16 protein-coding genes are annotated in these 21,068 nt (G+C 43.6%); 4 read left to right on the top strand and 12 right to left on the bottom strand.

From position 1 onward, the window contains the following. Positions 1-35 precede the first annotated feature (35 nt). The 7 genes from ACK4EX_RS10185 to ACK4EX_RS10155 form a co-directional block, all read right to left on the bottom strand. Positions 36-1,232 carry a peroxiredoxin family protein gene (locus tag ACK4EX_RS10185; RefSeq protein ID WP_409772418.1) on the bottom strand — a complete coding sequence of 399 codons (1,197 nt, stop codon included), beginning with the start codon at positions 1,230-1,232 and terminating at the stop codon, positions 36-38. After that, complete coding sequence (locus tag ACK4EX_RS10180; RefSeq protein ID WP_409772416.1) at positions 1,222-2,904, bottom strand: ArnT family glycosyltransferase; 1,683 nt, start codon at positions 2,902-2,904, stop codon at positions 1,222-1,224. The genes ACK4EX_RS10185 and ACK4EX_RS10180 overlap by 11 nt, the downstream gene beginning before the upstream one ends. A gap of 12 nt (positions 2,905-2,916) precedes the next feature. Next, positions 2,917-4,629 carry a phospho-sugar mutase gene (locus tag ACK4EX_RS10175; RefSeq protein ID WP_409772415.1) on the bottom strand — a complete coding sequence of 571 codons (1,713 nt, stop codon included), beginning with the start codon at positions 4,627-4,629 and terminating at the stop codon, positions 2,917-2,919. A gap of 14 nt (positions 4,630-4,643) precedes the next feature. Continuing rightward, complete coding sequence (locus ACK4EX_RS10170) at positions 4,644-5,354, bottom strand: head GIN domain-containing protein (protein WP_409772414.1); 711 nt, start codon at positions 5,352-5,354, stop codon at positions 4,644-4,646. A 172-nt stretch (positions 5,355-5,526) separates the two neighbouring features. Then, positions 5,527-6,270, bottom strand: a complete 744-nt coding sequence (locus ACK4EX_RS10165) for a succinate dehydrogenase/fumarate reductase iron-sulfur subunit (RefSeq protein WP_124398579.1) — start codon at positions 6,268-6,270, stop codon at positions 5,527-5,529. Positions 6,271-6,287: 17 nt separating this feature from the next. Further along, positions 6,288-8,288, bottom strand: a complete 2,001-nt coding sequence (locus ACK4EX_RS10160) for a fumarate reductase/succinate dehydrogenase flavoprotein subunit (RefSeq protein WP_409772411.1) — start codon at positions 8,286-8,288, stop codon at positions 6,288-6,290. A gap of 11 nt (positions 8,289-8,299) precedes the next feature. Beyond that, positions 8,300-8,983 carry a succinate dehydrogenase cytochrome b subunit gene (locus ACK4EX_RS10155; RefSeq protein ID WP_409772409.1) on the bottom strand — a complete coding sequence of 228 codons (684 nt, stop codon included), beginning with the start codon at positions 8,981-8,983 and terminating at the stop codon, positions 8,300-8,302. A 244-nt stretch (positions 8,984-9,227) separates the two neighbouring features. Here ACK4EX_RS10155 and ACK4EX_RS10150 point away from each other — a divergent pair, with 244 nt between their 5' ends. From ACK4EX_RS10150 to ACK4EX_RS10140, 3 genes are all read left to right on the top strand, one after another. After that, the gene (locus ACK4EX_RS10150) at positions 9,228-9,785 is read left to right on the top strand and encodes a hypothetical protein (RefSeq protein WP_409772407.1); all 558 of its coding nucleotides are present in this window, start codon (positions 9,228-9,230) and stop codon (positions 9,783-9,785) included. 184 nt (positions 9,786-9,969) lie between these two features. Then, positions 9,970-10,617: a response regulator transcription factor gene (locus ACK4EX_RS10145; protein WP_409772405.1), complete on the top strand. Its 648-nt coding sequence runs from the start codon at positions 9,970-9,972 to the stop codon at positions 10,615-10,617. A 129-nt stretch (positions 10,618-10,746) separates the two neighbouring features. Beyond that, entirely contained in the window at positions 10,747-12,045 is a 1,299-nt protein-coding gene (locus tag ACK4EX_RS10140) for an alpha/beta fold hydrolase (protein ID WP_409772403.1), read from the top strand. Positions 12,046-12,072: 27 nt separating this feature from the next. On the opposite strand, the gene ACK4EX_RS10135 is transcribed toward ACK4EX_RS10140, so the two are convergent. Both ACK4EX_RS10135 and ACK4EX_RS10130 read right to left on the bottom strand, forming a co-directional pair. Further along, positions 12,073-12,876: an SDR family NAD(P)-dependent oxidoreductase gene (locus ACK4EX_RS10135; RefSeq protein WP_409772401.1), complete on the bottom strand. Its 804-nt coding sequence runs from the start codon at positions 12,874-12,876 to the stop codon at positions 12,073-12,075. Continuing rightward, on the bottom strand, positions 12,873-14,531 hold the full coding sequence (locus ACK4EX_RS10130) for an FAD-dependent oxidoreductase (RefSeq protein ID WP_409772398.1): 1,659 nt from the start codon (positions 14,529-14,531) through the stop codon (positions 12,873-12,875). Before ACK4EX_RS10130 ends, ACK4EX_RS10135 begins: the two co-directional genes overlap by 4 nt. An 89-nt stretch (positions 14,532-14,620) precedes the next feature. Between ACK4EX_RS10130 and ACK4EX_RS10125 the strand changes: the two genes are divergently transcribed. Next, positions 14,621-15,157, top strand: coding sequence for a TetR/AcrR family transcriptional regulator (locus tag ACK4EX_RS10125; RefSeq protein ID WP_409772396.1), 537 nt, complete (start codon positions 14,621-14,623; stop codon positions 15,155-15,157). Here the strand turns inward: ACK4EX_RS10125 and ACK4EX_RS10120 are convergent, their stop codons facing one another. The 3 genes from ACK4EX_RS10120 to ACK4EX_RS10110 all read right to left on the bottom strand — a co-directional run bounded on the left by ACK4EX_RS10120 (position 15,158) and on the right by ACK4EX_RS10110 (position 20,887). Beyond that, positions 15,158-16,237: a hypothetical protein gene (locus ACK4EX_RS10120; RefSeq protein WP_409772394.1), complete on the bottom strand. Its 1,080-nt coding sequence runs from the start codon at positions 16,235-16,237 to the stop codon at positions 15,158-15,160. It abuts the gene before it with no gap. 22 nt (positions 16,238-16,259) lie between these two features. Continuing rightward, positions 16,260-17,732 carry a hypothetical protein gene (locus ACK4EX_RS10115; protein WP_409772391.1) on the bottom strand — a complete coding sequence of 491 codons (1,473 nt, stop codon included), beginning with the start codon at positions 17,730-17,732 and terminating at the stop codon, positions 16,260-16,262. Between the two features lie 206 nt (positions 17,733-17,938). Then, positions 17,939-20,887 (bottom strand): DNA polymerase III subunit alpha, encoded by a 2,949-nt coding sequence (locus ACK4EX_RS10110; protein ID WP_409772390.1) that lies wholly within the window; start codon positions 20,885-20,887, stop codon positions 17,939-17,941. Positions 20,888-21,068 lie beyond the last annotated feature (181 nt).

Below are 21,068 nucleotides of genomic sequence, written 5' to 3'. Positions count from 1 at the left end.
TTATAGAAAAAGGAACAGAAAAAATTTAATGTTTATTAATCTCCCACCACTTTCTCTATCCACTCGACCATTTCGCGCTCATAATCGGCGAAAAGGCTGGTGCCGGGTCCATAAAAACCGGTGTAGGTTTTAACAATGTTACCCTGTGCATCAAGTGCAATAAGTGTAGGATAAGCCAATACCTTGTGAATTTGCGGAAAAACTCGAGCTGCGGCTTGCTGACGAACACTGCCTCCGTAAAGTATAGGAAAATCGAGTTTCAGCTGAGTGGCCATGCGTTTTAATGTGGGTAATGCAACTGACTCTTTATCTGTGTATTCAAAATAGACTCCAATAATTTTTACTCCTTTGTCTTTATATTTCTGGTACAACTGATTTAAAAAGCGGGCTTCATCCATGCAATTGGGGCACCACGAGCCACCAATAGTGATGAAAGTGAGTTTGGCTAACGGAGCGTTTGCATTGAATTCCACTATTTTACCGTCAGTGTCAGGTAAGGCGAAGTGAATTTTTCCAGCGTCGTTGTTTAATTGAGTCAAAGCCTTCGGATCAGGCAGTTTGGCAACTTTGCTTTTTATACCGACAAACCTGCGGGGTGTTGCTTTAGTGTAATATTGGTAACCAAAAATGCTATCGCCTTGTAAGCGGGCGGCAAATACGTAGGCAAATTTTCCATCAAAAGTGCTCATAATCAGTGAATCTGAGGAAACGCTACCTTGTAAAAAGCGATAATCGCCTGCTGCAGTAAGTATGGAACCACGAATTTCATTGCCATTGTAAGGAAAATACTCTAATACAGCAACGCGTTCGTTAGAAGTGCCCGGTTCGAAGATGATTTGAAACTTATTTTCTAAAGTTTGGGGATTTGGTAAAAAATAGCGAGGTGTATCTTTTGAAGTAGGTTTAAATACAATCGGAATTGTATCGCCCTTGTCCTCATCGTGAAAAGTGCCAACCCACTGTTTTATCACCCTATGCAATCGGATGTGAGTGTTAAAAACGGGAAAATCAAATCTCCAACCTTTAGACCCAGAAATAGGTTTTCCATCGAGTTTTATGGTGTCTCGAGCATTTATGATGCTTAATTCAACTGAATTTTTTAAGGGTTTAATGATGGCATTAAAGCGTAAGGGAGCCCCTGCATTCATTTCCAATTCGCCCAGGTATATCAGTTGTGCGGACGCAGTAATAGATGATACTGCATAGAGTAGAGCAAAGAGTTTATTCATCATTGATTTCAATTAAATACACCTTTTCGAGTTGGCTTTCGCGCGTGGCAGGGTTTAAGAAAGCAGCGTTGAGCAAGGTGATGTGAAAAGCAGGCCTTTCGTAGAGAATTTTGTATGAGATGTTTTTTGCTTCAATAATTTTTAATTGATCACCCGAACAAATCCAAAATTTGCTTTTATCGGGGTCTATATCTGGGTTTTTGCAAAAAATATGTTGGCTGTAGAACTCCAGGGCGTGAATAGAGCGCACAAATGAGATGCAAACATCTGAGGGTGAAATGTGGGATTGATGAATTTTTTCAGCAAGGTAAAAACCTGGTTGATATTCCATAAGCTCGGGATAAAAGCGAAAGTTTAGAACCCCATTAAACATAACGCCCGTAAATGCTCCCGCGGCCAATATTGCACGCGTATATGGCAATTTGAGCAATGAGATGATAATCGCCACTACACCCGTTAACCAAATAATTACTGATGTATATTCTTTTTCTGGAAAAACTACTGCCATAAGCAACACAGCCACGAGAGCACTTACCAGGGCAAAAACGTACTGCTGAACAACAGCCAAAGTTTTAACCCAGCCCTTAAGTTTAGGCAATCGCATTACTACGAAGTAAGCCGTAAAGAGGGCTGCGTACGGAAAAGCGATAAACAAATAATGCGGCAACTTGAATCTGGAGGCAGAAAAAGCAAAAAAAGCCACCACGAAGGTAACCGGCGAAACCCACTCCTTGTAGCGATTATCAGAGGCAAGATTGTTTTTTACTCGTGAATAAAGCGCCAGTATTGCTAAAATACTCCAGGGTGCAAAAGACCATAGAAAATTATGAACAAAATAAAATGTGGAGCTCTCGTCTTTCCAATCGCTTTCTCCAGTAATTCTGCCAAAACTTTGTGTCCAGAAGAAAAATTTTATCCCTGATAAACCTTTATACGTTTGAGGGCCTGAACTTGTGATTAATTCCACTTCTTTTTCCGGCTGAGCGTCGTACTGAGTATATAAACCATAAAGCATTGGCAGAAGTAAGAGAAGTGTCCAAGCCAATCCAGCCAACCACCGCCAATGGAAAATCTTTTTCCACTTCCCTAAACTTATTAAATATGTACCAACTGCTATGGCTGGTATTACCAAACCAATGGGCCCTTTGCTCATCATAGCAACGGAAATTCCCGTAAAACCGCCTATAAAAGGCCAGGGCTTTTTGCTTTTTAAATAATATAAAAGCTGCCAGGCCGCAAAGGTTGCTGCACCTGTCAAAATGGTGTCAGTTCGCACATCGTGATTAAATAGAAACCACGCCTGACAAGTAGCCAGAATCAAAGCCGAAACTTTTCCTACCCAAACATTGTAGAGCAGCCTACCCAACCTGTACGTAGAATAAACGCCTAAGATGCTGAAAAGGAAAGAGAAAAATCGAAATCCGAATTCATTGACACCAAAAATTCTGAAACCGAGTGCTGACGTCCAAAATAAAAATGGCGGTTTATCGAGATAGTCTCGCTCCTGATGATACACTTTGAGGTAATTTCCCGTTTCATACATCTCTCTGCTTATAGAGGCATATTGAGCGCTGTCTACATCCATAATTCCGAGAAAAAGGCCTCGCGTGTACACAAGGCTCACTGTGATGTAAAAGAACAGCCAAAGGGTATTTTCAAACTTCCAACGCGTCATCCTAACAGGATTTTACAGTCCGAGGGAAGTCATATAGCCGTTGATCTTTTTTTCAACTGTAAGCGATGCCTGAGGAATATCGTCATAGGAATGCACCGGAACTTTCACGCTGAAATAAAACTTAATCTTCGGCTCTGTACCACTGGGTCGAGCTGTGATGCGTGCTCCTGATTGCGTATAAAATTGCAAAACGTTTGAAGATGGCAGTTCAATCGCTGTAACTTCACCCGTTAACGTATTAGTGTGCCTAAGGGATTTGTAATCAAGTATTCGCACTACCTGTTCTCCTCCTAATTCCTTGGGAGGCTGACGGCGAAGATTTTCCATCATGCGATCGATTTCTTCCAATCCTTCTTTACCTTTTTTGGTAATTGAAATGAGTTTTTCTCCGTAATAACCAAATTTTAACCAGATGTCAGTAAGCAATTTGTAAAACGAGGAGCCTTGACTTTTTGCCCACGCTGCAGCTTCGGCGATCATCACAGCCGATCCGATGGCATCTTTATCTCGTACAAAATCGCCTACCAGATAGCCATAGCTTTCTTCACAACCGGTAATAAATTCTTTTACGCCTTCGAATCGGCGAATAAAATCAGCAATCCACTTAAATCCTGTAAGGCACTCCATGCATTCCACGTTGTAGGCCCGAGCGATTTCGTTGATTAAGTCGGTTGTAACGATGGATTTTGCGATAAAACTGTTAGTACGTAAACGCCCGGCCTGTTTGTATTGGTCGAGTATATACCAAATCAATACAGCTGCTGTCTGGTTTCCGTTGAGCAAAATCCATTGGTTATCAAGATTTTTTACTCCAATGCCCACGCGATCAGCATCAGGATCTGTACCAATGATCAAATCAGCATCTTCGTCCTGAGCCATTTGTAAAGCCATGCTCAGTGCTTCAGCTTCCTCAGGGTTAGGCGACTTCACAGTGGGAAAATTCCCATCAGGAGATGTTTGCTTTTCAACTATCTTAATGTCAGAAAATCCCGACACTCTTAATGCGGCAGGCAGAAGCTCCACCGATGTGCCGTGCAGAGGTGTGAACACAATTTTTAAGCGATCTTTACCTGCCTGGTTGAGCGAAAGACCTTTAATGCAAGCTATGTATTTTTCGTCAATTTCTTTTCCTACAAGCTGAATGAGCTCAGGCTTTTTTTCAAAACGGATGTCTTCGAATCGCACAGCACGCACCTCCTGAATCACCGCCTTGTCGTGAGGAGGTACAAGCTGACCCCCATCGCTCCAATAGACTTTGTAACCGTTGTATTCCGGTGGATTGTGCGAAGCTGTAAGCACGATTCCCGACTGGCAACCAAGCTCACGAATAGCAAAACTCAGCCAAGGTGTTGGGCGAAAACTTTCTGACAGATAAACCTTTATTCCATTGGCGCTAAGAACTTCAGCAGTCAACTCTGAAAGCTGTCTGCTGCCATTTCGAGTATCGTGCGCTATAGCTACAGATATGGATTGATTCGGAAATTGCTTAATTAAATAGTTTGCCAACCCTTGAGTAGCCTGACCTACGGTGTATTTGTTAATCCGATTGGTACCACAACCCATTATGCCCCTTAATCCACCCGTACCAAAATCAAGATCTGTGTAAAAGGCATCTATCAATTCCTTCCCGCCGGCATCTATGAGCTGTTGGGCTTCTTTGCGGGTTTGCTCGTCAAAAGGGGGAAGCGTCCATACTTTGGCGCGTTCGATGATGTGTGTTTCCATGCTCTAAAAGAGTTTTATTCGATTACTGATAGAGTTGCATTGCCCGATATGCTGGATTTGATAGCCGGACTGCCAAGATACTTCAGCGACGAAGCACCAGAAAGAGTTACGTTCAAACGATCGATGGCAAAAACCTCAGCTTTTGAAGCTCCGCTAACTGTTGTTTTTACATTACGAGCTGGTAAGTTTTTAGCATCTGTAAAAGACGCTCCCGTGGTATTGAGGATTAAATTTTCAACTGCACCAGCTATTTTTAGTTGAGCAGCTCCACTTTGATTGATAAATGCCTCGTTAGCGCGCAAACTCAAGTCGGCATAAGAAGCTCCGGCCATATCAATTTGAAACTTATCAACCGATATACGTCGATTGCTTATCACTTTTACGACACCGGCTACTTCCATATGCGTAATAGGAGCATCCGTATTGACCTCGATAACGGGTGGTTCGCCCCCCTTCCAATCGCGTTTTGTCTCAACGATTAATTTTTTTCTTTTTACAGAGTATGAGATGTTTTCTAAAAATGCACTGTCGCCTTTAAGGACAATGGCTGTGTTTTCACCTGGCTTTAGATGAAAAGTGAAATTACCAGCAAGGATAATATGTGAAAAATCTTCGAGTGCAGACGACTTTTCTACTTGAATTCCAGAAGCATCTACTGTACGTATTGAGCACGAAGGTATAAGGGTGAGGGCCAGACTGATAAATACGAGAAAGTGAAATTTCATAAAAAACAAATTTCAGGGCTAAAATATTTAAGCATTTTTATTTTTCGACACGAGGAAAAAGGAAATGATTAAATCGCATTAAGCCTGGTTGAAAAAAGTGCTTTAATATTTTTGAGCTAAAACAAAAAAACCCGGCCTTAACCGGGTTTTACTTCATCATGAAAAATTATAATTACGACAATGTGGCTTTCAGATATTCTCTGTTCATTCTGGCAATGTTTTCAAGGCTAATGCCCTTAGGACATTCAACCTCACAAGCTCCTGTATTGGTACAGTTGCCAAAGCCTTCGAGGTCCATCTGATGTACCATCTTGAGCACACGCTCTTTAGCCTCTACTCTACCCTGTGGCAAGAGTGCAAACTGGCTCACCTTAGCTGCCACAAAGAGCATGGCTGAAGAGTTTTTACATGTAGCTACACAGGCACCACAACCGATGCACGTTGCCGCGTCAAAAGCTTTATCTGCATCTTCTTTTGGAATAGGTATCGCATTGGCGTCGATGGTATTTCCGCTTGTGTTTACGCTTATGTACCCACCAGCTTGAATGATGCGATCGAAGGCTGAGCGATCTGTCACCAAATCTTTAATCACCGGAAAAGCCTTTGCTCTCCACGGTTCGATGGTAATGGTATCTCCGTCTTTAAACGAACGCATGTGCAGTTGGCAGGTTGTAATTCCACGACCTGGGCCGTGTGCCTCACCATTTATGTAAAGCGAACACATTCCGCAAATACCTTCTCTGCAATCGTGATCAAATGCTACCGGGTCTTCGCCTTTGGCGATGAGATCTTCATTCAGAACATCCAGCATTTCAAGAAACGACATATCTGGGTTAACATTTGAAACCTTGTAGGTTTCCATTCGTCCTTTGTCATTTGGCCCGGCTTGTCTCCATATTTTCAATGTCAGGTTCATACGATCCGGATTTTTCTTTATTTGTAACTACGAGTCTTTAATTCAACGTTTTCAAATACAAGTTGTTCTTTGTGCAGAACAGCCTCTGAAGGTTTACCGGTGTACTCCCATGCTGCTACATAGGCGTACTCGGCGTCGTTTCGAAGTGCTTCTCCGTCTTCTGTTTGATATTCTTCTCTAAAGTGGCCTCCACAGCTCTCATTTCTATGCAAAGCGTCGAGACACATCAGCTCTCCGAGTTCAAGGAAATCGGCTACTCTACCAGCCTTGTCGAGCTCCGGATTGTACATATCGGCTCTGCCTGGTACCTTCACATCTTTCCAGAATTCCTCGCGAAGAGCCTGAATTTCGCGAATAGCTTCCTGAAGTCCTTGAGCATTGCGGCTCATTCCGCATTTATCCCACATAATTTTTCCCAACTCACGGTGGAAGGTATCGACGGATGTCTTACCATTATTGCCGAGCAAGTGGGCGATTCGATCGCGAGCGTCTTTTTCAGCAGTTTCAAATTCAGGAGCACTTGTATCCACCTTTCCACTTCTAATCTCACCTGAGAGGTAATTGCCTATTGTGTATGGAATGATAAAATATCCATCGGCAAGGCCTTGCATTAGCGCAGAGGCTCCGAGTCGGTTTGCCCCATGATCAGAGAAGTTGGCCTCTCCAAGAGCGAATAGGCCGGGAATGGTAGTCATAAGCTCGTAATCAACCCATATACCTCCCATGGTATAATGCACTGCCGGATATATCATCATGGGACTCTTGTACGGATTGATGTCGGTAATTTTTTCATACATCTGGAAGAGATTGCCGTACTTGGCTTCAATGATTTTTTCTCCAAGCTGGCGAATCTTCTCGGGAGAGGGATTTTTAATTCCCTGTAGATTGGCTTCGATCTGCCCATAGCGCATAATGGCGCTTTCGAAATCAAGATAAACCGCCTTACCTGTAGGATTGACGCCATAGCCTTCGTCACAGCGTTCTTTTGCAGCCCGGCTGGCTACGTCGCGTGGTACCAGATTACCAAAAGCCGGATATCTCCTCTCTAGGTAGTAGTCTCTTCTTTCTTCAGGTATATCAGTGGGTTTAAGTTTGCCTTGCCTGAGTAATTCAGCGTCTTTGCGATCTTTTGGTACCCAGATACGACCGTCGTTTCGCAGAGATTCAGACATTAGCGTTAGCTTGCTCTGGTACTCGCCTGACTGCGGTATGCAGGTGGGATGAATCTGCGTAAAGCATGGATTTGCGAAGAGTGCACCTTTTTTGTGTGCCTTCCATGCCGCTGATCCATTACTACCCATTGCATTGGTTGAGAGATAATAAACATTGCCATAGCCGCCTGTAGCCAGAAGTACAGCATGTGCACCATGCCTTTCAATCTCTCCGGTTACTAGATTACGCGCAATAATACCTCTTGCTTTTCCATCGATCACCACTACATCGAGCATCTCATGGCGGGCATACATTTTTACGGTGCCTTTTGCAATCTGACGGCTCAGTGCTGAGTAAGCTCCTAAAAGGAGTTGCTGACCGGTTTGACCTTTGGCATAAAAAGTTCGGCTCACCTGAGTACCACCGAAAGAGCGATTGTCGAGCAATCCACCGTAGTCGCGCGCAAAGGGCACGCCTTGAGCCACGCACTGGTCTATGATGTTAGCCGAAACTTCAGCCAATCGATACACATTGGCTTCGCGCGAGCGGTAGTCGCCACCTTTTATGGTATCATAAAAGAGTCTGTAAACGCTGTCACCGTCGTTTTGGTAATTTTTTGCAGCATTTATACCGCCCTGAGCGGCAATAGAATGTGCTCTGCGCGGTGAATCTTGAAAGCAAAAGGCTTTTACATTATAACCAAGCTCTGCCAGCGAGGCAGCAGCCGATGCGCCTGCCAGACCGGTACCAACTACAATTACGTCTAACTTGCGCTTGTTGGCAGGGCTTACAAGGTTTACCGAACCCTTGTAGCGAGTCCATTTTTCTTCTAACGGACCTCCTGGAATTTTTGAATCCAACTTCATGTGTTCAAAGTTTACTGTAAATAAATGAAAATCGGAATGATCGCAAAAAGGATAGAAACAAGGACGCTGAAAAGCACTCCTATGTTTTTAATTATAGGATTGTATTTTTTATGGTAAAGACCCAATGTTTGAAATGCTGAAGCAAAACCGTGCAGTAAGTGAAATCCTAAAGCAATCATGCTGACAACATATAAACCAACATAAACAATTCCCAAACTCGGATCTTTAAAGAAAGTTACCACCACTTCATATAAATCTTTATTGCCATTAGCATCCAGAGGAATATCACCAAAGTGCATTTTATACCAAAAGTTGGCCATATGTGTTACAATAAAAGCCAGAATGATGGTACCAAGCAAGGCCATATTTCGCGATTGCCAGGTGCTGTTGGCTTCAGGTCTGTTGTAAAAGTATTTCACAGGACGGGCAGCTCTGTTTTGAATAGTAAGCAAAATACCGTCAAACGAATGAAATAAAATGCTGAAATACAATAAATATGAAATAGCTTTGACAACAGGAAAGGTCGTCAAAAACTTCGCATAAGCGTTGAAATCCAACCGAGCCTCTTCCCCACGCAATAAAACCAGATTACCTCCTAAATGCACCACGAGAAATGTACACAGAAAAAGGCCCGTGAGAGCCATCCAGTACTTTTTTACAATCGAAGAACCCAACAAAGCACTTTTCACTTCCATAACTTTTTTTTACTTTATGGGGCAAAAATAGACATCAGGTGTATGTGACATGATGCCACTTGAAAAAATTTAAAACACTTAAATCAATATAGAAACGCAGCTACCTAAAACAGAGTTTAATAAATTTTTCTACTGAATCATTAACTAAAATCTATAGCAAACTGAAAAATATGACGAATTTCCTAAAATAATTAACTAATCTTTTTAACAAAATATGTAACTTTGAATAGTTAATTTTTTTATTATGAGATCACAAATTTTTTATGTCATACTACTTGTATTTTTGTATTCATGTACTTCAAAAACTAGTAATGAACAAAATGATGAAATAACCTCCGCTCAGGAAGAAGTAAGTTTGAATCTTTCAGTAGAGGAAATTGATTCAATAGTTGCATTTATCGATTCCAGAAGAGCCCTAGCTGAAGACAAAAAAGACAACCGAATTGAGCTTACGACAAAAGACCTAAGAGAAAAAATCAAGCAAAAATGGAGTAAAATCCACTACTATTTTGATGGAACTTCAGTAATCCGAATCAAAACTTATCCCCATGAAAATATTTCCAACCGCACTGAAGAGTTTTATTTTCACAACGGAAAGTTGATACTTGCCATAATCAGAGATACCGGCGTAGAAGATCTTGCTGATCGCAACAAAGAGATAGATAAAATGTATTATTTTTATAACGATAAAAAACTTAAAGAAGTAAATTTTTCTGAAGAGCAGGAATTCAGCATTCGTCAAAGCGACGGAGAAGAATTACTTTCAGAGGCTGCTGAATATTTAACCCTGATGCCCAAATAATTTAGAAAAAGCTCCTTTGAAAATATGCATTTTACAATATTTTTTATGTAAAAAAAGAAAAACTGCGCCATAAAATAAGAGTACTAAAATATCGTATTTAACTGATAAAAAAATACAATAGTAACTTGATTTATAAATTTTTTCGTACTTTTGACCTGTGTAAGCCTGACAAAAACAAATTATAATGACAAAAGTAATAATTTGCGATGACCACGTCATGTTCCGCAAGGGCATGATCCTCTACCTTAATCGCGACAAAGAGGTAGAGGTAGTGGGTGAAGCATCAAACGGGGAAGAACTGCTGAACATGCTCCCTAACGTCGATGCAGATATGATATTTCTCGACATCGAAATGCCTGTAAAAAATGGCATGGCTGCTCTGAGAGATATCAAAAAAATAAAACCCAACATCAAGGTTTTAATGGTCACCATGTATCCGGAAGAGTTGTATGGACTAGCAGCTAGAAAATTGGGTGCCGATGGATATATCACAAAAAGTACCGAACCCAGAATGATCCTTAAAGCCGTAAGGAAAATAATGGCAGGCCAAGAATACTTCGACCGTGATATTTTAGCTCGAGTAAGAGCCAAAGCTCCTGGACGACCTGTAGTAAAACTCTCGAAAAGAGAGAGTGAAGTATTAAGCCTATTAGCTGCCGGAAAATCCAATAAAGAAGTCGCAGATGAACTCAATATTTCAGATAAAACTGTGAGTACATACAAACTTCGTTTGCTGAAAAAATTAAAAGCAAAAAGCCTTGTTGATCTAGTTAATTTTGCCAAATACTACGTTCAAGGCGAAGATATGCCTGAAGGCAAGGTTTTGTTGTAAAATTAAAACAAAATTATAACAAAAAGCCGCTGTAAGAGCGGCTTTTTTATTTTGTTTAACTTTATTTAAAGCTATTAATGAAATTTTTTACTTTTACTCAGAAAAAAAATTTTGTTTATCTCAAAAGCCATGAAAAAAACATTAATCTTCAGCGCTTTACTTTGGCTTTCATTAATGGCATGCCGAAAGGATAAAAATTCAGCTAATGACAATCCTAACCCTTGCAATCAGCACACGCCTATTGTATTCGTTCACGGATTTCTAGCTTCAGGTGATACATGGGCGAGGCAGGTGATGAGATTTACTTCCAATGGATATTGTGCCGAACGATTGTACGCATTTGATTGGAATACCCTTGCGCAAGGTGCCGATAATGCCGCACTGCTCGATCGTTTTATCGATTCTGTTCTGCAAATTACAAAGTCAACGAAGGTAAATCTTGTGGGACACTCAGCCGGTGGAGGATTGGGATATACCTACCTCTCTAATTCACAAAGAGCCGCCAAGGTGGCCTATTATGTCCATATAGGCAGTGCTGTGCAGAATGGTCCGGCTGGAAATGGATCTGTACCAACACTCAACATCTGGTCGCCACAAGATCTGATCGTTCAAGGCGGTGATATCAACGGAGCGACCAATGTCAGACTGGATGGAAAAGACCACTATGAAGTCGCCACGTGTAAGGAAGCGTTTCAGGCAATGTACTCGTTTTTCAACTCCGGCGCTATTCCGGAAAATCCTGATATAGTCTCAGAAAATGCCAATAAAGTAAGTGGACGAGTGCTCACATTGGGCGAAAATCAACCTCGTGCCGGAGCAGAAATAAAAATCTATGAAGTCGATATTGCCACAGGATTCCGAAAATCGAATACACCTGAGCACTCGCTTACAGCTGATGGACGCGGTAATTGGGGACCAGTTCAGCTGCGCAGAAATGTGTATTATGAATTTGAAGTAAACACAAAAATCAGCGGTGACAGAGTGGTCTATTACTATCGCGAGCCTTTTGTGCGGAGCAATCCATTAGTCTATCTGCGCACACTTCCACCGGCTAATTCGTTTGTTGGTTTGCTTTTCAGCGGTCTGCCCAACAGTGCTAACCAATCACTTGTCACTGTATTTGCAGCCAGCCAAGGCGTGTCTGCAGGCAGAGACACGCTGAAGGTCAATAACTTGTTAGTTTCCACTTCTGCATTGACACCCCCGAGCAAAAATGCCATTGCCTTTTTTCTGTACGACGGCAACAACAACGGTCAGTCAGAACTTACACCTGTTGGGCTTTTTGCGCAGTTTCCGTTTCTGGTGGGCGCAGATATGTTTTTTCCCACCACACCTCGGGGCACCATCACCTGCACACTGAACGGCAGATCAATCCATGTAGAAAATAAGCCATCAAACAGCGGAATCTCAATTGCCGTTTTTGACTGAATTTAGGTGGCTTGCTGTTGATTGATATTATTGATTTGCGGCAAGCATTTTCTTCATTTGGCGGGCGATGATGCCAATGGATCTCTCAGGCATAAGTCGGTAGAATAAGTCTAGAAAACGTGCATCGTTACCCAGGAGTAGTCGGAATGTATTTTTTTCAATGGCGTTGCAGATTTTAAAAGCAGCTTTTTCTGCACTGAGAATATTTCTTCCTTTAGAAGTAGAGTTAACAGGCTGTTTAATCCCTGAATTTTCCATGATGTTGGTTCTGACAGCACCGGGTATTATAAGTGTCATCCTGATATTAGAATTCATAAGCTCAGCATACATGGCCTCCGTAAGGAGTTTCACCGCAGCTTTGGTGGCACCGTACCACGACTGACCGGGGAACGGAAATATTCCGCCCATGCTGCTCACATTGGCAATATGAGCTTCAGGTCGATCTTTTAAATGAGGATAAAAAATGCGGAGCAGGTAAACGACACTCAGTAGATTGACATTCAGGATTTTTAAAATTTTATCATCGGTCAGATCCGTAAAATCTACAAACGGCTGAATAATGCCGGCGTTATTGACCAATCCATCCATCTGGCCGTGATGTTGGAGGATTTCTGAAGGCAGCGACTTGATTCGTTCGAAATCCGAAATATCCGTCTGATGGATGCTTACTGCATTTGTATTTCCAAAATCACTCTTTGCCCTATTGAGGGCCTCACCTGAAATATCAATCAGAGCTACCCTACCACCGCGATTGAGAATTTCACGAGTAAGGGCAAGACCGATGCCACTGCCTGCACCGGTCACGGCCCAAACTTTACCTTCAATTCTCATAATGTGTTTGTAAGGTGTTTAATGGCGATATATCCAAACGTGCACGCCGGGCCGAGTGTAGAACCAGGTCCCGGATAGGTGCGTCCCATTACAGAAGCAGTAGTATTACCTGTAGCGTACAGATTTTCAATAATACTTCCGTCGGTTTTTAACACCCTGGCAAACTCATCAGTCAAAAGTCCGCCCTTGGTACCTAAATCGCCGGGATAGAACCGAATGGCGTAGAAAGGTGGATTTTGAATCGGAGCCAGATTACTGTTTGGTCTGACAAAATCGTCGGAATAATACCTGTCGTAGATGTCTTGCCCCCGGCCGAAATCTTCGTCTTTGCCGTGCAGGGCAAAGCTGTTAAAGCGCTTAAGTGTAGTTTTCAGATTTTTGTAAGGCATCTTACACTGGCGGGCCAGGTCTTCGAGCGTATCTGCTTTAATGACTTCCCCGTTTCTGATGTACTTCTTTGGTGTGACTCCTGGGGGCATCATTCCGAAGAGATATCTCTTGCGGTACAATCCATCCATGATCAGCCAGCAGGGTATGGCTTTGCCGGTCTTTTGATGATGCCTGAGGATTTCATGCCCCAGATCGACATACGATGTGGACTCATTTGCAAACCGGTAACCGTCCTGGTCCACCAGGATGCATCCAGGCATTGAGCGCTCTGTCACGGAGAAGTTTATTTTGCCGTCGAGAATGAAACTTGCACCCCACCAGGCATCGTCCATCAGAGCCGTAGCTGCGCCTATTGCTTCGGCAGCAAGTATGGCGTCACCTGTATTTCCGGGTGTGGCTGACGACCACTCTTCATCAATGCCGTGGTATTTTTTACGCATCTCTTTATTGTGTGGAAATCCGCCGGCAGCTAAAATTACTGCCTTATTGGCTCGAACGACTACGGTCTCTCCCTGGAGTTGCACTTCCACACCTGTTACTTTATCGCCTTCGACCAACAGCTTTTTCAAGGACGAATTAAGCCACACTTCCGTGGTTCTTTTCTGCTGTATCAGATACATGAGCTGCCCACAAAGGGATCGCCCTAAGGTGAGAGGCTGTCGGCCGGTGAGCTTCCAACGAAGAGTCTGTCCGGCAATTCGCATCATAGTGCTGAATCCCTTCCAGCTTCGGGTGACCATTGGCAGCAGATAGGCATCTCCGGATTTGAGTGCTATATCAGGCATACCTGGCGCTTTATTAAGGCTCTTTGCAAGGTGTTTCAGCTTTTTTCCATCGAAAACATCGCCTTCGATCACTCTGCCCGTCTTGGCTCCTTTTACATTAGGGTAATAATCGGGATACAAATGTGCCCGCACCCATCGAAAACCAAGACTCTGAAGCCAATTGACCATTTCGGGAGCATACTTTACGTAGAATCTTCGCTTAACGTCGCTACTTGCCGGCCCCACGTCACCAATTACAGCATTCATGTACTCGAGTGCCTCCTCTTCCGAATCAAGAGCTCCTGCCTGCTGCATCAGAAAGTTGTTTGGAATCCAAAGGCCACCTCCCGAATAAGCCGATGAACCGCCCCAGTAGGAAGTCTTTTCAAGGATCACTACTTCCAATCCCTGATGTACCGCTGTGAGGGCAGCAGTGAGGGCACCTGCTCCGCTGCCTACGATTACAACGTCAAAAGTTTTTTCCTGTTGGCTGGTTTTCATGATTTAAAATTTTAATTTGTGCATCAAAACAAAGATGTCTATCTGAAACAAATTGTAACATTTATCAGTTTTTTAATAAAATTTTCTCAATGAAGAGAGCCGATGCCGAGCGCAATAGAAACGCCATAGTCCGAACAGCCAGAAAGTTATTTCTCTCAGAAGGGCCGCAGGTTAATCTCAGTGATATTATTAAGAGGTCCGGACTTTCGAGAATCACATTTTATCGCCATTTTTCCAGTAAATCAGAATTAATTCACGCCATTTTCGAACGAAACCTGATGATCCTTCGTTGGTATGCACAGAAACTGCAGTGCGATGAAAAGGGTTTTGAAAAACTACTTTCGATCACAGCCTCAATGCACCTTTATTTTCACGAATTATCCTTGTATGTAGATGATCCTGAGAGAAAACTTTTGAATCAGCTGATCTCTATTTTCAGACCGTTGGCAGACTGCGCTAAAAAACAGAATAAAATAAGAAAGGATTTTGACCCTGAAAACGATTTGGTTTTGCTCATAATGATGATTTCCGGCGCTATTGTGTTTTCTGAATCAAATGAAAAGAAACGCGATTTGAAAAGAGCCTATCAAATGCTGTTGGAAGGGATTAAAAACAGGGATCAGTAATCACAATTCTTTCATGGATTCAAGTATCTTTAAAAGGCTTTGTTCATACCAGTAAACGATCTCTCTTCCAGTGTGCTCTGCACTGAAGTTTGAATTTTGATATCCTCTAAGAAATTTATCTGTTTTTAAAGGTGCCATAAACAACACCATAAATGGTTTTCCGCGGTATTCAAACGTATAATAAATTTCGTAAAAGGGATAGGTATTTCCTGACTCAAATGTTCTGTTGAATTTATGAGTGTATTTTTTTCCATTGGTAAACTTCTTTTTGCCCTCACCTGGCCATACGATATCCGTTTGATCCCATTCGAGTAGCTGACTTCTGTTTTGCAAAAATTCCAGTTTTCTCAGGTCAAAAAACTTTTTTACTTCACCCTCGAGAGGAAATATTCTGAAAACGGGAAGTTCTTCAGGATTTTCTGTACATCTTACAAATTCATATCCTTGAATTTCACCGGGCATTTTAGCAAAAAAATAAAATCCCTGGGCTTGAAGTGAAACGCCGAGTTCTTTCATATTTCTCTGCAAGGGAAAAGGTTCAAATGAAGATCCATCGGACTTATCTGCTACTGTGTTATAACCCACATCCCAGAAACCGTCATTTTTCATGAATGAACGAATAACTACTACATAATCAAGACTCATGTACACATTGTAAAAATGATATATGTTTTCGTCACCAAATTTTCGCGCAGTACCTTTAAAGACAAGCCAGCCGAATGGTGATATGTATTTCTCGGAATTCACATCCGAAAAGGTAAAAGTTGTATTTTTTCCACCTCTAAGAGCATTTTCAAAATCTTCAAATAATATTTCCGGTTTTACACATTCGCCTTTATAAATTTCAAGGACGATATCCACTACATTATTACCATTATTTCTGACGAAATTGTACCCTTTTATAAAATATGAGCTCGAACTGAGTCTTGGGCTCGAATGGGTTGAATAACCGGTAGGAAATTTATGTCTGAATCCAAATTCTGGCAAGTTCAGATAGGTAATCGATTGTGCATGTACAACAAATGTTAAAAGCACAAAATATATCAGAATTAAAAGTTGATTTTTTGGAGTATAAGTCATTGTATTTTGCTTTTTAAAAAAATTACTCCGGCAATTTGTCAATGTAATCAAAAAAGCTGTCCGACCCACTTTCAACCCTTACGGCATTAACTCCTTTATCGGTGAAAAAAAAGTATTTTTTGCCGCTGGAACAGACATAAAACAGTCCTGTTTTTCCTCCGAAAGTTTCCTGTTTGTTATGTACGATCGTACATGGCCCACCCCAGGCGACGTACGCACCATTCCCCCAGATGTATTCCTGGATGGTGGAAGAGGTAACGACTATTTTAATAGCCATCGGTTTGTAATTTCCTGTTTTATTGAACCATTGATAAGAATATTCCATCGAGAAGCTGCCGGTCAACTCCTTTACACCGTTGATCGGTGCAGAGGGGGCCTGTGTTGATGGGGTGGTCGTTTGTGCCGTCTGTTGCTTGCTTTTTAAATAAGGATTCTGGCGATACATTCCGTATTCGAACATTTTCTTATAATCAGATATTGAAACCATAAGTACCCAACCATTTTGCTCTGAAAAAACATATTTCTTCCCGTCGGGTGACACTTCGATGTCATCAAATTCGTAATACAAATCCATTGGTATGACATCTTTCATTCTGTTGTCATATACCTTCCACTGCTCAGTTCGTGACGAAAATTCCGATGATGTCATGATTTTTTTTCGTTCAATGTCATAAACTGAAAATGACAGTGTGCTTCCGCGGGATATGATGTAGCGTCTGTTCTGACTCAGGTAGTGATGACAGCACTGTATGTTTGGGTTGGTCAGGCTGTTGACCCAATCGTAAAATTCACCGGTTTTAAGATTCATAAATGTGTACTTTCCGTCGTACACAAATGCAATAGTATCTGATACAGCAATAACTATTGATACTTGTTTTACGTTTTTCTGCTCATTGGATTTCAGATGAATAACTATATCACTGTTGTTCTCTTTTTTGCGATCGTATTCAGTTTTGATATATACATATGTAGCGTTTACCGGAATCAGTTTATCGCCTTTATTGCATTTAATTTTTATGGATTCTAACTGACCGTTTTCGGCATTCAGAAGGTGGACTGTTTTCGTTTTGTTATCGGTCAAGACGAAGGTATTGGTAAATCTGTCAAACGTAAATTTCTGTAACGGATAATCGTCGCTTTTTTTCTTTGGTCTGAGTTCGATTTTTAAATCGGAAATTTTTCTGATTTCCTTGAAAAATGTATGGTGATAAATACCCGATCCATTGATGATAAACTGATGATCTAGATACAGTAGATTTTTAAGCAAATTTTCGTCAAATGAGTATTGATCTGTATTTGAACTAGTACCTGAAAAAGTAAATCTTCGTACCTTATTTTCTATACGAACGACAAGTTCGTCGTCGCCTACAAAAAAAATGCTTTTGAAATTCCTCTGAGGAATGTAATTGTCATAATTATCGAAAATTTGAGAAAATCCCTCTGCGGGTAGGCATAGTTGCCACCCGAGCAGTATTAGTCCAAAGTATTTTTTCATAGTTCAAAACAAATAGAACTCTTCCTGAATAATGCTACTGCATATGCAGTATTTGGAAGAAGATTTAGCCCATATTTTTTACAGACCGAAGAGAAATACCAGTTCGCTTTTGGCGCTCAAAAACACCTATCACTTTGATCAGAGAAATTTTGTTCACTTCCACATTATTTGAATGTGAATCGTGTCCCGGATATGTAGAAGGTTGTTTAGGCTGTTACTTCTGTTCTGGACTTTATTCCCAGCTTTTCCATATAGCTGACCTCGATGGAGTACACGCCAAACTCTTCGCATACGCGGCCGCGGAGGTGATAGACCCCCTTGCCCCTGAAGGGATACTGAAGAGCTACCTGCGGAAAGTGCACACTATCAGCCCAGTGGCCATCCACATCGATCCAGGTGCCGAAATACATGCGCTCGCCTTTCACCGTGCGGGTGGGCTTGATGGTGACCAGATAGCCGTAGAAGTCCACTTCTCGGCCTGTGAAATGTGGCAGATCGCGTGCCCTAAGCAGATCAGCCGGCAGCCCCACAGCCAGTTCAAAGGGCGAGCAGAGCGGAAAACCCAGCAATTCCATCTGGTCATAGGCCTCCTCGATCGGATCGGTCTTCAGATGAGGAAGTGTGAAGTCTATAGCAGGCTCAGCAAAGAGCTCAGGCTGAGCAGGGCGTGGCTTTTCGCCGGATAGCAACCAGTAAGCCTGCCAGTATAGCTCTTTCTTATCGAGACCGGTAAAGCGAAAAGCCCCTGCCTTAATCAGGATTTTGAGCTGCTCGAGACCCGGCCGCACACGGCGGTAGAAGTCTTCCAGGCTAATATAATTGCCATTTCTCTCACGATCGGCCAGCAGGCGCTCCATCAGCGGAGCCTCCAGCGATTTGAGCAGACCCAGACCAAGCCAGAGTGTGCAGCCTGTAATGCGCGTGAGTTCACGGCTGTGGTTTACACAGGGAGGTTGTACATCGGCGCCGAGCATGCGGGCCTCGTGTACATACATCTCTGTACTGTAAAAACCACCAAAATTGTTTATCACGGCACACATAAACTCCAGTGGGTAGTGTGCCCTCAGATAGAGGCTCTGATAGCTCTCCACCGCAAAGCTGGCCGAATGTCCCTTGGCAAATGAGTAGCCGGCGAAGCTTTCGATCTGCCGCCAGATTTCAGCGGCCTCCCCATCAGGATAGCCCTTCTGGCGGCAATTTTCGAAAAAGCGGTTTTTTACTCGTTCAAACTCTTCGCGCGAGCGGTACTTGCCACTCATGCCCCGGCGCAGTACATCGGCCTCTGCCAGAGTGAGCCCGGCGTAGTAATGCGCGACCTTGATTACGTCTTCCTGATAGACCATCACACCGAAAGTCTCGGGCATGATGTCGTAAAGAATGGGGTGCGTATCCTTGCGAGCTTCCGGAAACCGGTAACGCCGGATGTACTCGCGCATCATGCCGCTGCGCGCTACACCTGGACGTATAATACTGCTGGCAGCCACCAGACTTATGTAGTCGGTGCAGCCCATCTTTTTGAGCAGCTGGCGCATGGCTGGCGACTCTACATAGAAGGCGCCCATCGTGCGCCCTTCGCTGAGCATGCGGCTGATGGTGGGGTCTGCCTTAAAGCGCGGTATGTCGTGAATATCGATGGATTCACCACGGTTTACGCGCACCAGCTCTACGGCATCGCGTATGTGCCCCAAACCGCGCTGACTGAGAATGTCAAATTTGTACAGGCCCACATCTTCGGCTATGTACATATCAAACATGGTAGTAGGCAGACCTTTGGGAGGCACGAAAGTGGGTGTGTACCAGCTCATGGGCTTGTCGGAGATGAGCACTCCGCCGGCATGCACGGTCAGGTGATTGGGGTAATCGTGCAGATACTGCGCATACCGAAGGATGATGCGGCTGATGTCATCGAGATTGTGAGCCGATAGGTCGCCTTCGGCCAGGCGATCAATCTCCGGCTTGGGCAGTCCGAAAACCTTGCCCAGCTCCCGCACCACAGCGCGGTACTGAAAGGTATTGACCGCTGCCAGAAGTGCAGTGTGACGCCTGCCATGTCGCTCAAACATATAGGCCAGCACCTCGTCGCGGTCGCGCCAGCTGAAGTCGAGGTCAAAGTCCGGCGGATTCTCCCGATAGAGATTGATAAACCGCTCAAAATAGAGGTCAAGCTCCACCGGGTCCACATCGGTGATGCCCATGCAGTAGGCTACCAGGCTGTTGGCCCCACTCCCCCGCCCTACGTGGAAAAAACCTCGGTGTGCCGCATAGCGCACCACATCCCAGGCAATGAGATAATAGCTCACAAATCCCTTTTGCACAATGATTTCGTATTCCTTTTGCAGGCGCGCGCGCAGCTCCAGAGTTTCGCATCCATACCGGCGGATCAGACCCTCTTCGGTGACCTGTCGGAGCAGATTCCAGTCATCTTCAGCTGAGGTACCGAAAACCCGCTTGTTCTGCATCTGGCCGAAGGTGTAGTGAAAGCAGCAGGAGTCCATCAGCCGCTCCTGTTGATTTACCAACTGAGGATGTCCATCGTATGCATGCCGGAGTTCATCGGCTGAGAGCACTCGATCTTCCGGCGTGGCCTGTTGCTCAGGTGGCAACTTGCTCAGCAGGCAGTTGAGGTCCACGGCACGCAGCAGGCGATGGGCATTGTAGTCGCGCTTGTGGCGAAAAGCCATCACCGGCCAGGCGATGAGCCGCTGTGCGTGATAGCGCCAGGGCGATACACTCAGCAGTGGCAGGTCGTGCGGACGTATGCCGATGTATTCGTGCGGTTCGGGTGAAAAAAACCAATCCCTTCTCAGTGGATACACGGCAAGCACCCCTTCCATCGCGGGGGCACGCCCCGGAATAGGCTCTCCGGAGTGCAGATAGCCGGTGAGCCACTCGTTGATGGCGGCAAATCCGGCCCAGGTCTGCGCCACCAGTGTATAGCGCCTCTCCACTCCCTCCCGCACATCGATGGCCGGTATCACCTGCACGCCAGCCTTCTGCCCCCGGCGCATCATGTCAAATACGGCCGATGTACTGTTGATATCAGCCACTACCAGCCGGCGAAAGCCTTGCTCCACAGCATATTGTATCCACCAGTCATCGGGCACAACCCCATATCTTAGGGAGTACCACGTCATCACCACAGGAGTAGCTTTCATGTAGTTTTGATAATATAATTATCAAATTTTAGACTACAATATAATCTAAATTAATCTGACTACACCCGAATTTTTTCCAATAACCAGAGCCCCTTCAAGGAAATTTATGGGTTTCTAAATACCGGTGTATTTGCTAATCAAATTTTTAGAGCACTATTTGAAAGCATTAAAAGTTTTGCCG

It is taken from the genome of Thermaurantimonas sp., from assembly GCF_046299575.1.
Taxonomy (GTDB): domain Bacteria; phylum Bacteroidota; class Bacteroidia; order Flavobacteriales; family Schleiferiaceae; genus Thermaurantimonas.
This window is presented reverse-complemented; position numbering and strand designations above follow the sequence as displayed.

Excerpts from the sequence above, each read along its gene's own strand:
- ACK4EX_RS10180 (WP_409772416.1), bottom strand. The coding sequence starts at position 2,904 with ATGACGCGTTGGAAGTTTGAAAATACCCTTTGGCTGTTCTTTTACATC.
- ACK4EX_RS10120 (WP_409772394.1), bottom strand. The coding sequence starts at position 16,237 with ATGACTTATACTCCAAAAAATCAACTTTTAATTCTGATATATTTTGTG.
- ACK4EX_RS10135 (WP_409772401.1), bottom strand. The coding sequence starts at position 12,876 with ATGAGAATTGAAGGTAAAGTTTGGGCCGTGACCGGTGCAGGCAGTGGC.
- ACK4EX_RS10165 (WP_124398579.1), bottom strand. The coding sequence starts at position 6,270 with ATGAACCTGACATTGAAAATATGGAGACAAGCCGGGCCAAATGACAAA.
- ACK4EX_RS10170 (WP_409772414.1), bottom strand. The coding sequence starts at position 5,354 with ATGAAATTTCACTTTCTCGTATTTATCAGTCTGGCCCTCACCCTTATA.
- ACK4EX_RS10145 (WP_409772405.1), top strand. The coding sequence starts at position 9,970 with ATGACAAAAGTAATAATTTGCGATGACCACGTCATGTTCCGCAAGGGC.
- ACK4EX_RS10130 (WP_409772398.1), bottom strand. The coding sequence starts at position 14,531 with ATGAAAACCAGCCAACAGGAAAAAACTTTTGACGTTGTAATCGTAGGC.
- ACK4EX_RS10175 (WP_409772415.1), bottom strand. The coding sequence starts at position 4,629 with ATGGAAACACACATCATCGAACGCGCCAAAGTATGGACGCTTCCCCCT.
- ACK4EX_RS10150 (WP_409772407.1), top strand. The coding sequence starts at position 9,228 with ATGAGATCACAAATTTTTTATGTCATACTACTTGTATTTTTGTATTCA.
- ACK4EX_RS10185 (WP_409772418.1), bottom strand. The coding sequence starts at position 1,232 with ATGATGAATAAACTCTTTGCTCTACTCTATGCAGTATCATCTATTACT.
- ACK4EX_RS10115 (WP_409772391.1), bottom strand. The coding sequence starts at position 17,732 with ATGAAAAAATACTTTGGACTAATACTGCTCGGGTGGCAACTATGCCTA.
- ACK4EX_RS10125 (WP_409772396.1), top strand. The coding sequence starts at position 14,621 with ATGAAGAGAGCCGATGCCGAGCGCAATAGAAACGCCATAGTCCGAACA.
- ACK4EX_RS10160 (WP_409772411.1), bottom strand. The coding sequence starts at position 8,288 with ATGAAGTTGGATTCAAAAATTCCAGGAGGTCCGTTAGAAGAAAAATGG.
- ACK4EX_RS10140 (WP_409772403.1), top strand. The coding sequence starts at position 10,747 with ATGAAAAAAACATTAATCTTCAGCGCTTTACTTTGGCTTTCATTAATG.
- ACK4EX_RS10110 (WP_409772390.1), bottom strand. The coding sequence starts at position 20,887 with ATGAAAGCTACTCCTGTGGTGATGACGTGGTACTCCCTAAGATATGGG.
- ACK4EX_RS10155 (WP_409772409.1), bottom strand. The coding sequence starts at position 8,983 with ATGGAAGTGAAAAGTGCTTTGTTGGGTTCTTCGATTGTAAAAAAGTAC.